The following is a 14,414-nucleotide window of genomic DNA, read 5'->3' as shown; positions in this document are numbered from 1 at the left end:
AAATGGAGAATTCAAATGGCAAATGCAGTGTCCGACAGCACCTTCGACCAGGAGGTTTTGCAGTCTTCGGAGCCGGTTCTGGTGGACTTTTTCGCGGAATGGTGCGGCCCCTGCAAGGCCATGGCCCCTGCTCTCGACCAGGTCGCCCTGGAGATGAAGGGCAAGGTGAAGGTAGTGAAGCTTGACGTCGACGCAAACCCTGGCGTCACCGGCAAGTATGGCATCCGCGCCATGCCGACCCTCATCCTGTTCAAGGACGGTCAGGTTGCCGCTCAGCACACCGGTGCCCTGGTGCAGAAGAAGCGCCTTGAAGACTGGATCAACTCCGCCGTCTGACGTGTCGCGTCAAAGGTGTCCGTAACGATCGAAGGCCCTGCAAGCGCGGGGCCTTTTTTCGTTGTCCATGCTTTGCACCACCGTGCCTTCACAACACTATTAGGCGGGCACCGCGACCTGCGATAGGCTGTTTGAATTGAAGTGAATTTGCCCGGGTGAGGCGCAATGCATATTTCAAAAGCCGCGTTTTTCGTTGTCACGCACATCACCAAGCGCTGCATGTTTGGCGCGCTTGCCGTAACGCTGCTTGCTGCCGCTCCCGCATATGCTGGCGGGACGATACCGCTTTCCGATGTGATGGAGCAGCTCAAGCACGAGCAACGCCTGATCGCAGCCATCCGGGCTGAGCTGGAACAACAGACGCTGGACGCCGATACGCTTATCTGTACCGGCTCGCGCTTTGGCAACCACTGGCACGAACTGGGTGGCGCACGGGCTGTGCCCTACGAGTGTGAGATCGGCGGCAAAACGCTACTGATCGACGGCACGGTCCGCCTGTTCGACGACGAAGGCCGCGAGCTCGACATGAGCGACGAGAACGCACCCAGCCGCGCCTTCGATTACAGCCAGACAGATCTGGTATGGAGCTGGAAGTAGCCGCTAGACCCTTTCAGCGTTTCGTTGAATCGCGGAACGGCTCTGGATGTTTGTTTTGTCGTGCTTCTTGTCGGAAAACCGCTTCCCACTTTTCCGGAAGCACTCCATGCTGATCGCAACAGCGAGCGTTGGATTGAGCTTCGCGACGCTGCTTACGGGCCGGGCTAAGGATTAAGGTTCAACCGGCATTGCGGGTAAACGGCACGAACCGCACAGGCATAATATCGCCTTCAGATATTTGTCCGCCGCCTCGCTTGCAAATCACCTTTAGCGTCTGCTCGTTGCCGCCAACCGGGATCACCATGCGGCCACCCTCTTTCAACTGGGCAACGATGGCGTCAGGCATACGATCGGGCGCCGCAGTTACGATGATGCAATCGAACTGCGCCGCTTCCGGCCAGCCGCTGTTTCCATCGCTGATGCGCGTACGCACATTCGCATACCCCATCCGCGTCAGCGTGGCTGCCGCCCGCTTCGCAAGGCTTTCAACAATCTCGACCGTAAACACTTCGCCCGCCAGCTCGGCCAGTATCGCGGTTTGATAGCCGCAGCCGGTGCCGATCTCCAACACGCGATCACTACGCTTTAGGTGCAGCAGGCTGGTCATAAGCGCGACCATGAAAGGCTGCGATATCGTCTGGCCATCACCAATATCAAGCGGACTGTCACGGTAGGCCGCATGCCGTCGGACGCCAGGGACGAACTCATGTCGCGGCACCCGGCGCATCACCGACAACACCCCCGGATCGAGCGCAACCGCAGGATAGCTTTGCATGCTCTCCGCAGCGATGGCGATGATCTCATCAACCATGCGCTGACGGTCAGCTGCCCGCCCATCATTCGGTCCAGGTGCGATGGAAGCCTCCATCATCATGTCAGCAATTACATGCCGAGCTTCTAACACACGAGCCGTTTACAAGCGGAATTCAGACCCCATCGCAATCGACTTAGATCTGACGAATGCCGCGATCGATAAGCGCCAGCTACGCTGCCTTGCGCTCACCGTTGATCAGATCCCAGGCGATGTTGATCTGCCGAATGCGCTGCTCCCGCATCTCGCGGTCCGCGTCATCTCGTGCGTGGTCCGGATGCCAGCTCATGCGCAGCGCGTCGACGATCTTCTTGAGCACACCCGCACTCACGTGCGCATTGACGCCCAACACGTCATAGGCCTCACTCGTAGTCTGGGGCACCGTCGACTGCGTATTGCGGGACTTTTTCAAGCTTGCGGCAGCGCTGTCGACAATCCGCCGGATACGCTCAAGATCGCGCACCATCGCCCGATACTGCATTCCTGCCTTTTCGGGCGCGACTTCAGCTCTGCTTGCTGCAAGTGCAATATGCGCCGAGCGTTCGCGCACCGCCTGCACTTCGCCTAACAACACTTCACGCAAAGGCCCCGCCCCTCTGAGCTGTGTCACCGCGACGGCCGTTTGCTCCAGAAGCGCGGCAACTGTCGTCGATGCATTGGCGATGGAAACATTGCGCCGCCGTAGCCGCGAGCGGGCCGAGCGAAGGGCACGGCTGCGCACCAGCGGCATGAACTTCATCAGCAGCGCAGCGATGGCGGCGACGCTGAAAGAGCCAAACGCCACCAGCCACACGCCGCTCCAACCGCGCTCCGTCGCGTTCGTTACCTGCACCGCGCCCGCAGCAGCGTTATCCGCCGCTTCTGGTCCTGAGTTTTGTGCGACGCTCACCTCGACAATGCCGGGCGCATCGTCAGCGGTGCCCGAATGCACAACCGTCACCCAATCATCTTGACCGTATTCCGGCTGCAGCACCGTATCCCACGCCTGCATTCTCGTGCCGGCAGTGCGCATGGCCTCCGGATCGATAACAGCGACAGTGGTTTCGCGCGTGCGGGTCTGCGTGGTCATCGCCACGGGAGACAGCAGCGCGGCATAGACGGGCGCAAATTGCGGGGTCGGCGAGGCGGCATACGTCAGCCGCGCACCGAGCTCATCAACCGGAGCGAATCCAGCCGGGAGCACCAGACGATCGAACGCCGCTTTGCGCATCCACGGCAGGCAATTGCCCTCAATGACAACATCGTGACCCGATGCAGCCGCCTGCGCTTCGCGAAGGTGACATTCCCTCTGCGCTTCGCCAGTATCCCGGCGCGGCATCACCAGATTGAGTTGTCCGTTTTCGACCCAGACACGATTGGCAGAGGCATTGCGAATTTCAGCCGCGATATCGATCCATGCCGCGGCCCCACCGTTACAGGCCACATCAAATCGATGTGCAGTCACGGCACGGCACCCGCCAGCCCTATCCCGTGCGCAGGTTGATGTCTTGCGTTCATGACGCACGCCCAAAACGGCGTATTCGGTCAAGCGGTCAGGTTGAAGAACAATGCGACCATCTATGATCGCGCACTCGAATGGCATAGATATGCGTTCGTCAGCCAGCGCTGAGCCAAGCGGCTGAAGCCCCGCCAATGCGAGAACTGTTACAAACAGACAGCGGAAAACGCCACGCACCGCTATGCCCTCTCCATGTTGGCATGCATGGATGTGTTCTTATGGTGAACAAGGGCGCGACTGTGGCGGATATGCGTTTTATCAACGCAATCGCGTGGTCAATGGGAACCGGGGCGCGCACCTGGAACCGCTGGCCATTAAACAATGACGAAAGCCGGCCACAAGCGCGCCGCAAAATCGCCCCCTCCACCGGCGAAGTCTCGACAACCAAGTTATTTCAACAATAGAACAACATAGGGCACCGTGGCCCACCGGCTCACGTGCAAATCGTATTTGCCCGCGTTTAGAGGGAGCGCGAAAAATGTCATCAATCGACGCGCAGGCGGCTTCTGCGCCTATCGCGACCGATTATTCCAACGCCCGAGCTGATGGCCCGCCGCAGGAGGCGCCCGGCACAGTTACGGGCACCGATGACGAGGTTTCCGCCTTCGACGCTATCAAGCCGGAAAGCGAGCGCCCCCGCGAGCGTTTCATCCCGGTTACCCGCTTCGCTCTTCTGGATCGGCTGACATCCCCCACTGCATGGCCCAACGGCCAGGCACAGGAGGCGCGCCGCTTCTTCCGCTATCTCGATCACTGGCGCCGTCAGCAATATACTGCCGAGCTGCACGAGCTTGAAGAAACGTATGAGCCGTTCAGCCCCGACAGCGATCTGCTGATGACGCGCGCCTTCACGCCCGACGAGCGGGCCGTGATGCAGCATCGCATTCTGCGCGGCATGGAACGAATTCTGCAGCAGGCAAACTATGTCCAGATCCAGCACTCGGATGTCGCGCAAATCCTGACACAGGATTCCGCCTACGGTCTCGATCTGCATGTCGACCTTTGCGCCTTCGATGAGCTGCTGTTGTTTTATCGTGGCGCCTCGTCGCGTCGCAATCATCGCCGCCGCTGGAACAAGTTTTATCTGCGCGAGGAATTCGACGTTCCGATCTTCCAGCGGCTATTCCTGCTGTTCAAGGTAAAGCCGTTTGAAAAGCATGTGCGCGAAGTCATGCAAACGCAGCAGCTCAATCGGCGCGATGCGGAGAAGTTCGTCAAAAAAGCACGCGAGACCATTCCTTCGGAAGTGAAGGAATCGTGCGTTTACATGAAGCTGTTCAAGAACATTCCGCGCTCCGACATCGAGATGGTGTTTCCCAACACGCGCGTGCGCTTCCGCTTCTATGACAAGCTGCGGCTCAGCGCGACGGCCGGCGGCGGTCTCACCCTCGGCACTGTCAGCGCGGCCGGCAAGATTGCCATGCTGGCGTCAAATCCGGTGGCCGCGGCTACTGCGCTGTTCGGCCTGGGCGGCATTGCCTTCCGCCAGACGATGAACTTCATGAACCAGAAGCAGCGCTACATGGTGGTGATGGCGCAGAACCTTTACTTCCATGCCATGGCGGACAATCGCGGCGTCATGCTCAAGCTTGCTGCCCGCGCCGCAGAGGAAGACATCAAAGAGGAAATGCTGCTTTATTCGGTGCTGGCCAAGGAAGATGCCTATATGCAGGACATCGAGGCCATCGACGCAGCAATTGAGCAATATCTGGCTTCCAGCTTTGGGGTCAGCGTCGATTTCGATATTTCCGACGCTTTGGAACGTCTGACGGCCGACGGTTTGGTTGTAGAGCAGCCCGATGGACGCCTGCTAACCATGCCTCCCGCAGAAGCCGCATTGCATATCGACAAAAAGTGGGATCTTTTCCTCGACGAGTTGCCCGATCCGGTTAGCGCTGAGGGCATGGAGTTCGAAGGATATTCGGGCAGCCGCTGACCCGCTCGGGCGCGCTGCCCTTCACACATCTGGAATACGCATGCCCAGCACAAAGCTTTCCGTGCGCGCGGCCGATCATGGCCTGGCGCAGACGATCGAAGACATCCTATCGCAAGCCGATCCGGCCGCCGATGCCGTCACCCTGTTTGAGGACGGCCCAGCCGCGTGGCGCATCGAGGCCTACTGGGAAGACCGCGCCGCCGCGGATGTCGCCGTAGAACAACTGAGCGCTACGGTTGGCGCGGATCTGCCCGCTGTAACGCTTGAGGATCTGCCCGATCTCAACTGGGTGGCGATGTCCCAGGCAGCACTGCCGCCGGTGAACGCCGGGCGTTTCGTCGTCCACGGCAGCCATGACCGCGATCGCATCCCGCACGGGCCCCGATCGATCCTGATCGATGCGGGTGAAGCCTTTGGCACCGCCCATCACGAAACCACGCTTGGCTGTCTGATCGCCATCGACCGGCTGACGCGCTCTTACAATTTCACGCGCATTCTGGATCTGGGTTGCGGGTCGGGCGTGTTGGCCATTGCGGCGGCGCGCGCATTGCCGGCCGCTCGCGTCTATGCCTCGGATAACGATCCAATTGCCGTCGATGTTGCCCGCACCAATGCCGAAGCAAACGGTGTGCGGCACATTACGTTCGCCTGCACGGCTGGGCTCGCCCATCCAACGTTGCGCGCGGCGGCGCCGTTCGATCTCATCATCGCCAACATTCTCGCCGGTCCGCTGCGGGGCCTTGCCGGTGGCATTGGCGCGGGGCTGCGGCCGGGCGGTTTCACTGTGCTCTCGGGCATTCTGAACCCTGAGGCGCCAACGGTAGTCGCATCATATCTGGCGCACGGCTTTACGCTGGTGGAGCGCCGGCGCATGGGCGACTGGACAACGCTGACGCTGCGGCGGCGCAGTTAACCGCCGGACAACCTGATCTAACGGCCGAACGGCTCTGTGGGCGTGCGCAATTTCATTTGCGCCGCCCTTTGGCGCTGCACGCGTGCATGACCCCGCGCAATAGGCTAGCTTCATGTTTCTTCCCGTTCGCAACAGCCTCCGATCAGATCCCATGTTCCAAAGCTTCGAAAGCCAGTCCGAGCGCGGTGCCGCCGCTGAGCGCATCAAAGAACTTCGCCGCCATCTGGCTGCGGCAAAGCTCGATGCTTTTCTTGTGCCGCGCGCTGACGAGCATCAGGGCGAATATGTGCCCGCATCATCTGCCCGGCTCGGTTGGCTGACAGGCTTCTCGGGCTCGGCCGGTCTGGCGATCATCGCCAAGAAATCCGCAGTACTGTTCACCGATGGCCGCTACACCGTGCAGGCCAAAGCAGAGGTCGATCCCGATATCATCTCGGTTTCGCTACTGCCGCGCGGACGCATTGGCGAATGGCTGCTGGAAAATCTGCCGAAGGGCGCTCGTGTCGGCTTCGATCCGCGCCTGCACACTGTCTCTGAGATCGAACGCCTCGAAGCTGCGCTGCAGCCACGCGCGATCAAGATGGTTCCGACGCCGCGCAACCCGGTTGACCTCGTGTGGGGCAGCGAACGCCCCGCCCCGCCATCGGACCCGATTTTCCTCCACCCGATGAAGTTTGCAGGTCGCTCCGCTGCCGACAAGATCGCCGACATTCAAAAGGCGCTGAAAGCCGCCAATCAGGATGCCGTCGTTCTTACGCTCAGCGATTCCGTTGCATGGGCGTTCAACATCCGCGGCTCCGACATTCCGCACACGCCCGCACCCCTGGCGTTCGCAATCGTCCCCACAACGGGCAAGCCCGAGCTGTTCATCGCTGACGCCAAAGTGCCCGATGCCGTGCGCAAGCAGCTTGAAACATTCGCGCGCGTCAGCACGCCCAACGCGTTGGCCGACCGCCTCAAAGCGCTGCGTACATCTGGCAAGCAAGTGCGCCTTGATCCCAACGCTGCCAGCTACTGGTTTGCCAAGTCGCTTGGCGGCGTCCGCCGGATCGCGCGCGGCAGCGATCCTGTCGTTGCACTGAAGGCAATCAAGAACACCACCGAGATCAAGGGCGCACGCGCTGCCCATGTGCGCGACGGCGTTGCTGTCACGCGCTTTCTCGCGTGGCTTGATGGCGCGGTGCAGTCCGGCACGGTTGACGAGATCGACGCCGTGCGACGGCTGGAAGGCTTCCGCCGTGACACCAACCAGCTGCGCGAGATTTCGTTCGACACCATCTCCGGCAGCGGTCCCAATGGCGCCATCGTGCATTACCGCGTCAACGAAGCCACCAATCGCAATCTGAAAGCGGGCGAGCTGTTTCTCATCGACAGCGGCGCTCAGTATTCCGACGGCACCACCGACATCACGCGTACCGTCGCCATCGGCAAACCTTCAGCGGAAATGCGCGAGCGCTTCACGCTGGTGCTGAAGGGCCATATCGACATTGCAACGGCGCGTTTCCCCAAGGGTACACGCGGCATCGACCTCGATCCGTTCGCACGCCGCGCTCTGTGGCAGGCCGGGCTGGACTACGATCACGGTACAGGCCACGGCATCGGCAGCTATCTGTCGGTGCACGAAGGTCCGCAATCGATCTCGCGCGCGGGGATGGCCGTGCTGGAACCGGGCATGATCATTTCCAACGAGCCCGGCTATTACAAAGAGGGCGCGTACGGCATCCGCATCGAAAATCTCGTGCTCGTTACGCCGCTGGAAAAGCCAGCGGGCGGCGACCGTGAGATGATGAGCTTCGAGACCATCACGCTGGCGCCGATTGATCGCCGGCTGATCGCGAAAGAGATGCTGACGGCGGAGCAGATCGAATGGCTCAACGCCTATCACGCGCGCGTCTTCGCCGAGCTTGCTCCGCTCATTGACGACACTAAGGAGCGGGCATGGCTGAAGCAGGCAACGGCGCCGATTTAGGCTTTGCGTGCACACATCGCGCAGCGATCAGATGAAACAAAAAAGAGAGGGTCAACGCCCTCTCTTTTGCATTCTCGACTTAGCAGCATACACCGCGAACAGCTACGCGGCGATCTCTCAAACTTATGCGTTGACCGCTGCCGGCTGCTTCACCGCCAGACGCTCCGCAATAATCTCCGGCGTCAATCCGAAGTCCTCCAACACGTACTGGTGTCGGCCGTGCTTGTCGCTCGGATGGCTGGCAAGCCATTGTGACATGCGCGCCCTCAGCGACGAATGGGCCTCGTATCCGAAGCGCTCGTAGATCGACATCGCCATGCCGACCGGATCGGCAACCAGATCATTATATTCGACATGGATCACCTGGCCGGGCGGCGCGATTTTCAGCGCTTCGCGGCCTGCTGCTTCACAGCTTTCGGCCAGATCGAGCGCAAACTCGCCCACCTTCTTCAGATCGACCGTATCGGATGTCATGCACCACGTAACGGCAGCAAGGCTGCACAGCGACGGCACAGTTTTATCGGCGCTGCGGTGCGTATTGACGATGCGCGCATCGGGATAAACTTCCAGCAGCTGCTTCAAGCCCGAAAGATGATTGGGGCACTTCAGCACCCAATGCTGATTGGGGTTGAGCCATTGCAGCGCCTGGAGCTGACGCTTGTGCATGCGATAGGCATCTTCATGCGCACTTGCATCCCACCACTTCCAGAACGACGGCACATAGGCAAAGTCAAAGCCCGGCGGCACCAGGAAGTGATTGCGGAACAGGTGATAGCACTCCTCCGGATCATCAACTTCGATCGGATGGATCTTGTTGAATTCCGGCCCCACGAAGTTCAGCAACTTGAGTCGGCTGGCCGCTTCCGCGTGGCGACCATCGCGGCCACCTTCGTGCTTTCCGAACTTGCGCGGGAACGGCGAATAACCTTCCCAGAACGGCAGATACCGCGCGCCGGGATGCATCGACAAAAGCCGCTGCAGCAGCGTCGTGCCGGTACGCGCCAGACCGAGCACGAACAGCGGACGCTCGATCTTCTCGTCCAGAATTTCGGGATGAGCCGCAATCAGATCTTCAAGCGCCAGCGCATTGTCGGCGCTCTTGATGAACTGATCGCGAACCGCGAGCATTCCGAACAGCGAAAGATCCGCATCCTCGTTAAACGCCTTCGCGCGCACAGGCAGCGCCCGGCGGATTTCATCCGGCCAGTCATCGCGTCCATACTTGCGCTCGATGCCACGCATCATCTTGTCGACATCGATAGACGGCCACTTGCCCGCAGCGCGCACGAGCGGCCCGAGCTGATTGAACATGCGCAACGGCAGCGGAGGCCCCAGGCGTACTCCCGACGAAAGATGGCGTCTCCTCAGCATGCGTCTTCCTTTTTGTTTTGCGCTGACGGCTTTCGGCCCGCCGACAATGAATCAATGTTGTATGTCTATCCGGGCAACTAGCCGCTATCGCGCTCGCCGGTCAACCGCAGCCACTCAACCTCGTCGATCACCGCGACACCAAGTTCGCGCGCTTTGGCAAGCTTCGAGCCCGCGTCAGCCCCGGCGACAACATAATCGGTTTTCTTGGATACAGAACCGGCAACTTTCGCACCCAGGCGTTCGGCTTGGGCTTTCGCTTCACTACGCGTCAAAATAGTGAGCGTGCCGGTGAATACAACGGTTTTGCCCGCTATCGCCGATGTTGCATCGACGGCCTCCAGCGGCTGCGGCGAAACTTCCTTCAAAAGATCGTCAACCACAGTCACATTGTGCGGCTCAGCGAAGAAGTCGGCGATGGCCTGCGCCACCACTTCGCCAATGCCTTCGATGTTGGTCAGCTCCTTGAAGGCCTCGGTGTCCTTGTCTTGCGCCGCTTCCATCATCGATGCGCGGAAATTTTCCACCGTGCCGTAAAAACGCGCGAGCAACTTCGCCGTCGTCTCTCCTACATGGCGGATGCCAAGCGCGAAGATGAAACGATCGAGCGCGATCTCACGCCGCGCGGCGATGGCGCTGAACAGCTTGGTCGCCGATTGCGGCCCCCAGCCTTCCCAGCTTTCAAGCCGCTTCTCGGCGCGCGCATCGCGAGCCGCCAGCGTGAAAATATCTTCAGGCGATTGAATCAGCTTTTCGTCATAGAAGGCCTGAATGTTTTTCTCGCCCAGCCCCTCGATGTCGAAGGCGTTGCGCGACACGAAGTGCTTCAGCCTCTCCACCCGCTGCGCCGCACAGATGAGCCCACCGGTACAGCGCCGCACCGCATCCACCTTGCCGGTTTTCTCATGCACCTCGCGCACCGCGTGGCTGTCACACACAGGGCAGCGCTCAGGAAATACATACGGCGTCGCATCGGCCGGACGCTTGTCAGGCACAAAGCCAAGTATCTGCGGAATGACATCACCCGCGCGCTGCACGATCACCGTATCGCCGATGCGCACATCCTTGCGCTTAATCTCATCTTCGTTGTGCAGCGTAGCGTTGGTGACGACAACGCCACCCACCGTCACCGGCTCCAGCCGTGCAACCGGCGTCAGCGCGCCCGTGCGGCCGACCTGAATTTCAATGTCGCGCAGGATGGTCATCGCCTGCTGCGCAGGAAACTTGTGCGCAATCGCCCAGCGCGGCGAGCGCGAAACGAAACCCAGCCGCTCCTGCAAATCAAGGCGGTTCACCTTGTAGACGATGCCGTCGATGTCATACGGCAGGCTCGCGCGCTCAACCGCAAGCTTGTCGTAGTAGGCAATCAGCTCGTCCGCTCCGTTGCACACTTGTGCAAGCGGATTGACCGGCAGCCCCCACGAAGCAAACGCCTCGTCGACGCCCGACTGCGTATCGGCGGGCAACGACGAAGCCTCGCCCCATGCGTAGGCAAAAAAGCGTAACGGACGTGACGCGGTGATCGTTGGATCGAGCTGCCGCAGCGATCCGGCAGCCGCATTGCGCGGATTAGCAAACACCTTGCCGCCGGCAGCAGTCTGCCGTTCATTCAGTGCCGCAAAATCGTCATGCCCCATGTAGATCTCGCCGCGCACGTCGATCACGTCGGGCACCTTGGCGCCATTCAGTCGATGCGGGATCTCAGCAATCGTCATCACGTTGCGAGTGACGTTCTCGCCTTCCATGCCGTCGCCGCGTGTCGCCGCTTCAATCAACTCGCCATTCACGTAGCGCAGCGAAATAGACAGGCCGTCGATTTTCGGTTCGGCCATGAAGGCAAGCGGCGCATCTTCCGGCAGACGCAGAAAACGATGCACGCGCTGCACGAATTCGCTCACGTGCTCGGCAGCGAACGCGTTGCCCAGCGACAGCATCGGCACCCGATGCTTGACCTTGCCGAACCCTTCAGCTGCGGGAGCGCCGACGCGCTTTGAAGGGCTGTCAGGCCGCACAAGCTTCGGAAACCGCACCTCGATGGCGTCGTTGCGCTGACGGAGGGCGTCATACTCGGCGTCGGAAATCTCCGGCGCGTCCTGCCGATAATAAAGGTCATCGTGATGCCGGATAAGCGTCGCCAGACGCTGCAGCTCAGTTGCCGCCTCGGCGCGCTTCAAATCTTCAACGGGCTTGGTGCTGAAATCCTGGCTCATCGAAGTCCGATCTTACGGGCGTTTCACCCGAGAGATAGCGGATGCCACCACACGCGCAAACCGCGCAGCGCGCGAATGCACAGCGAGATGATGCAGCTGTCGTTCAAATGCCGAACACAACCGCAGGTCATGCGTGGAGCGCTCGGCTCATGTGGAAAGACTGGCGACGGGGGCGCGCCAATGCGCCAGCCCCGATCCCAATTAGCTGCTAGGTCCGCCCAGCGACGATGGCGGCGGCGGTGACGTGGTGGTCGCGGCCGGCCAGTCCGGCACCGAAGGCGCTGCGGGGGCCGGTGCAGGTGCAGGCGCGGCCGCTGGCGGCGCTGCCGGCGGTTTGCTTGGGCCGCTCAGGACATCCGTCATCCACGAGCCTGCGCTGACCTGAGGCATCAGACCCTGCTTTTGCAGCAGCGCGTAAGACTCTTTGTACCAGCTCGAATTCGGGAAGTTGTGTCCCAGCACGGCGACCGCGTTCTGCGCTTCTGGCGCGATGCCGAGCGCAAGATACGAAGCCGACAGACGATAGAGCGCTTCTTCAACGTGCGCCGTCGTCTGATATTCCGTCACCACCGTCTTGAAGCGGTTGATAGCGGCGATGTGGTTACCCTTATTGAGGTAGTAGCGGCCTACCTCCATTTCCTGAGCAGCCAGCGTATCCTCGCAAAGGCGGATCTGGTTATCGGCCTTCTGCGCGTAAGTGCTTTCGGGATAGCGTGCCTTCAGGATCTTGAACTGCGCCAACGCTTTGCGCGTCGTGTCCTGATCGCGGTTCGGCGTCTTCATCTGGTCGAAGTACGACTGCGCAATGATGTGATGAGCCATCGGCGCTTCTTTGGTGCCGGGATGCATCGTCGTATAGCGTTCCGCTGCGGCGATAGCTTCCGGCGTCTTGCCAGCCTTGTAGTAGGAATAGGCCGCCATCACGATCGCGCGGCGCGCCTCAGGCGAATAGGGATGCTCACGATCGACGTCTTCAAATTTCTTCGCGGCGGTCTCAAAGCTGCCCTTGGCCATCAGCGCATCCGCGTCCGCAAACATCTTGGACGGCGGATCCGGGTTCAGGGCACGAATGGCGTCGTTGGAAGAACAAGCGGCCAGCACTGCAGCAAACGCGATCACCGAAACGACGGTGAACGCACGGCGCGCCGGGCCGATTTCCCTGATTTTCCCCACGTGCGGCATTCGCCTGCTTTCTTTTAGTCCCCCGGGGGAATGCCCCAGCAGTACGCTACCCCTAGCACATCCCGCCACCGCGGCGATACCACGGCGGAACGACGCTCCACACGGTCGTGATCGCTATGGGATGATTATGGTTCTTCTGGGACTTGAGCGCTATCGCGTTGCCCATCCATCAAGCCTGAAAGAAGCGCAGCGGGTGGTGAAGCATCACCGCAACAAACCTAGACACTGGCGCTTGATGGAAGAGCCTGGCACCGCATCGAAGACATGCATGGCTCGACCGGCATCGGCGACCTAAGACAGCGTTTTTCAAAGCCAAAATAGGCGGCGAAGCTGGCCGTGCTCCGCTTCGATACCGAGTACGACGGCTGGGTTAGCTGCCGATGATGTCAGATATGGGCCGCGCCGCTTAAAGCGCGCTAAGAGCGCTTCCCGCGCCTTAGTCGATGGCGCTTTGCGTGCCGCCTGAAGCTCAACAGTCACAACTGGGCTCAGGACAAAAACAACGGCAGCGGCTCGACTGGAAAACTCGACGTCTAAACCGGAGCCCGGCAGGCGCGTATCACTCGCCTGCGGCAACTGCGAAGTGCATGTCCACGTGCTTGGTTTCGCGAACGTGTGGAACCGTAGCTACGGTCCAGGCGTCTTTATCGGCAAGGAGAGCCTGAACGACGAGCGAGTTGAGACGGTGACCACCCTTCACGGAGCGGAATGCAGCCAGCAGCGGCTTACCGGCCAGAGCAAGGTCGCCAACAGCGTCCAGCATCTTGTGGCGGACGAACTCCTGCGGGAAGCGCAGACCCTCGGGGTTCATCACCTTATCGTCGCCGATGGCGACAGTGTTGGAGAGGTTGGCGCCGAGAGCCAGACCGGCCTTCCAGAGACGCTCAACGTCGCTCATGAAGCCGAAGGTCCGTGCCTTGGCAATCTCGTGACGGAAAACACCGGGGCTCATCTCAAAGGCAACGCGCTGATTGCCGATCAGCGGTGTCGGGAAGTCGATCTCGACGTCGACGTGGAAACCTGCGTGCGGAAGGAGCTCACCGTAGCTCTCGCCTTCCTGGACCCGCACCGGCTTCAGAACCTTGATGTAACGGCGGGGAGCCTGCAGTTCGCGGATGCCTGCTTCGTCGATAAGATCGACGAACGGCGCCGCGCTGCCGTCCATGATCGGCACTTCTTTGCTGTCGATTTCGATGATGCAGTTATCGACCGCAAGACCGCGCAGCGCAGAGAGAAGGTGCTCGATCGTGCCGACGGTTACACCGGCGTCGTTGCCGATGACCGTGCAGAGCGTCAGGTTCTTGACGTGCTCAACGGTGGCCGGAATTTCCGCGATGATGCGGTTACGTTTGGTGACAAGAAAACGGAGGCCAGTATCGATCGCTGCAGGATGCAGGATGACCGAAACTGGCGCTCCGCTGTGGACCCCCGTCCCTGTCACCTCGATTTCGCGCGCGATTGTGGTCTGCCGCGCGCCGATAAATCGATTCGACATCTGCCCCTGTCCCTCGATGCTATTTCAGTGGCTTCCCAGTGTGTCCTGGTTGCCACCACCCCCAACAATGTTCGAGTCCCAAACTGCGATCTTCGTTAA

The 14,414-nt window shown here is 60.6% G+C and carries 12 protein-coding genes; 6 read left to right on the top strand and 6 right to left on the bottom strand.

Annotated elements, in window-relative coordinates:
* Positions 1 to 15 precede the first annotated feature (15 nt).
* A complete protein-coding gene (gene trxA, locus C6Y62_RS06340) occupies positions 16 to 336 on the top strand; it encodes a thioredoxin (RefSeq protein WP_068460105.1) in 321 nt (106 codons plus the stop codon).
* 165 nt (positions 337 to 501) lie between these two features.
* Positions 502 to 933, top strand: a complete 432-nt coding sequence (locus C6Y62_RS06335) for a hypothetical protein (RefSeq protein WP_173953238.1) — start codon at positions 502 to 504, stop codon at positions 931 to 933.
* A gap of 178 nt (positions 934 to 1,111) precedes the next feature.
* Here the strand turns inward: C6Y62_RS06335 and C6Y62_RS06330 are convergent, their stop codons facing one another.
* The gene (locus C6Y62_RS06330) at positions 1,112 to 1,744 is read right to left on the bottom strand and encodes a protein-L-isoaspartate(D-aspartate) O-methyltransferase (RefSeq protein WP_246274423.1); all 633 of its coding nucleotides are present in this window, start codon (positions 1,742 to 1,744) and stop codon (positions 1,112 to 1,114) included.
* Between the two features lie 172 nt (positions 1,745 to 1,916).
* Entirely contained in the window at positions 1,917 to 3,188 is a 1,272-nt protein-coding gene (locus tag C6Y62_RS06325; protein WP_173953236.1) for a J domain-containing protein, read from the bottom strand.
* 272 nt (positions 3,189 to 3,460) lie between these two features.
* Between C6Y62_RS06325 and C6Y62_RS06320 the strand changes: the two genes are divergently transcribed.
* The 4 genes from C6Y62_RS06320 (at position 3,461) to C6Y62_RS06305 (ending at position 8,060) form a co-directional block, all read left to right on the top strand.
* On the top strand, positions 3,461 to 3,646 hold the full coding sequence (locus C6Y62_RS06320) for a hypothetical protein (RefSeq protein ID WP_157066872.1): 186 nt from the start codon (positions 3,461 to 3,463) through the stop codon (positions 3,644 to 3,646).
* Between the two features lie 74 nt (positions 3,647 to 3,720).
* Positions 3,721 to 5,178 carry a TMEM143 family protein gene (locus tag C6Y62_RS06315; protein ID WP_173953235.1) on the top strand — a complete coding sequence of 486 codons (1,458 nt, stop codon included), beginning with the start codon at positions 3,721 to 3,723 and terminating at the stop codon, positions 5,176 to 5,178.
* Positions 5,179 to 5,218: 40 nt separating this feature from the next.
* Positions 5,219 to 6,091: a 50S ribosomal protein L11 methyltransferase gene (locus tag C6Y62_RS06310; protein ID WP_173953234.1), complete on the top strand. Its 873-nt coding sequence runs from the start codon at positions 5,219 to 5,221 to the stop codon at positions 6,089 to 6,091.
* A 151-nt stretch (positions 6,092 to 6,242) separates the two neighbouring features.
* The gene (locus C6Y62_RS06305) at positions 6,243 to 8,060 is read left to right on the top strand and encodes an aminopeptidase P family protein (RefSeq protein WP_173953233.1); all 1,818 of its coding nucleotides are present in this window, start codon (positions 6,243 to 6,245) and stop codon (positions 8,058 to 8,060) included.
* Positions 8,061 to 8,183: 123 nt separating this feature from the next.
* Here C6Y62_RS06305 and C6Y62_RS06300 read toward each other — a convergent pair whose 3' ends face one another.
* The 4 genes from C6Y62_RS06300 to lpxC all read right to left on the bottom strand — a co-directional run bounded on the left by C6Y62_RS06300 (position 8,184) and on the right by lpxC (position 14,315).
* Positions 8,184 to 9,431 (bottom strand): sulfotransferase family protein, encoded by a 1,248-nt coding sequence (locus tag C6Y62_RS06300; protein ID WP_173953232.1) that lies wholly within the window; start codon positions 9,429 to 9,431, stop codon positions 8,184 to 8,186.
* A gap of 77 nt (positions 9,432 to 9,508) precedes the next feature.
* On the bottom strand, positions 9,509 to 11,638 hold the full coding sequence (gene ligA, locus C6Y62_RS06295) for an NAD-dependent DNA ligase LigA (protein WP_173953231.1): 2,130 nt from the start codon (positions 11,636 to 11,638) through the stop codon (positions 9,509 to 9,511).
* A 201-nt stretch (positions 11,639 to 11,839) separates the two neighbouring features.
* Positions 11,840 to 12,811: an outer membrane protein assembly factor BamD gene (locus tag C6Y62_RS06290; RefSeq protein ID WP_338074332.1), complete on the bottom strand. Its 972-nt coding sequence runs from the start codon at positions 12,809 to 12,811 to the stop codon at positions 11,840 to 11,842.
* A gap of 568 nt (positions 12,812 to 13,379) precedes the next feature.
* A complete protein-coding gene (gene lpxC, locus C6Y62_RS06285; RefSeq protein ID WP_173953230.1) occupies positions 13,380 to 14,315 on the bottom strand; it encodes a UDP-3-O-acyl-N-acetylglucosamine deacetylase in 936 nt (311 codons plus the stop codon).
* Between the last annotated feature and the right edge of the window lie 99 nt (positions 14,316 to 14,414).

The organism is Hyphomicrobium sulfonivorans (genome assembly GCF_013306565.1).
Classification (GTDB): Bacteria; Pseudomonadota; Alphaproteobacteria; order Rhizobiales; family Hyphomicrobiaceae; genus Hyphomicrobium_A; species Hyphomicrobium_A sulfonivorans.
The sequence above is the reverse complement of the archived record's forward strand: the minus strand, read 5'-3'. Positions and strand labels throughout refer to the sequence as shown.

What these genes read in the sequence shown, in the direction of transcription:
- C6Y62_RS06305 (WP_173953233.1), top strand. Translation starts at nt 6,243, where the DNA reads ATGTTCCAAAGCTTCGAAAGCCAGTCCGAGCGCGGTGCCGCCGCTGAG.
- C6Y62_RS06335 (WP_173953238.1), top strand. Translation starts at nt 502, where the DNA reads ATGCATATTTCAAAAGCCGCGTTTTTCGTTGTCACGCACATCACCAAG.
- ligA (WP_173953231.1), bottom strand. Translation starts at nt 11,638, where the DNA reads ATGAGCCAGGATTTCAGCACCAAGCCCGTTGAAGATTTGAAGCGCGCC.
- C6Y62_RS06330 (WP_246274423.1), bottom strand. Translation starts at nt 1,744, where the DNA reads ATGGTTGATGAGATCATCGCCATCGCTGCGGAGAGCATGCAAAGCTAT.
- C6Y62_RS06320 (WP_157066872.1), top strand. Translation starts at nt 3,461, where the DNA reads ATGGTGAACAAGGGCGCGACTGTGGCGGATATGCGTTTTATCAACGCA.
- C6Y62_RS06315 (WP_173953235.1), top strand. Translation starts at nt 3,721, where the DNA reads ATGTCATCAATCGACGCGCAGGCGGCTTCTGCGCCTATCGCGACCGAT.
- trxA (WP_068460105.1), top strand. Translation starts at nt 16, where the DNA reads ATGGCAAATGCAGTGTCCGACAGCACCTTCGACCAGGAGGTTTTGCAG.
- lpxC (WP_173953230.1), bottom strand. Translation starts at nt 14,315, where the DNA reads ATGTCGAATCGATTTATCGGCGCGCGGCAGACCACAATCGCGCGCGAA.
- C6Y62_RS06310 (WP_173953234.1), top strand. Translation starts at nt 5,219, where the DNA reads ATGCCCAGCACAAAGCTTTCCGTGCGCGCGGCCGATCATGGCCTGGCG.
- C6Y62_RS06300 (WP_173953232.1), bottom strand. Translation starts at nt 9,431, where the DNA reads ATGCTGAGGAGACGCCATCTTTCGTCGGGAGTACGCCTGGGGCCTCCG.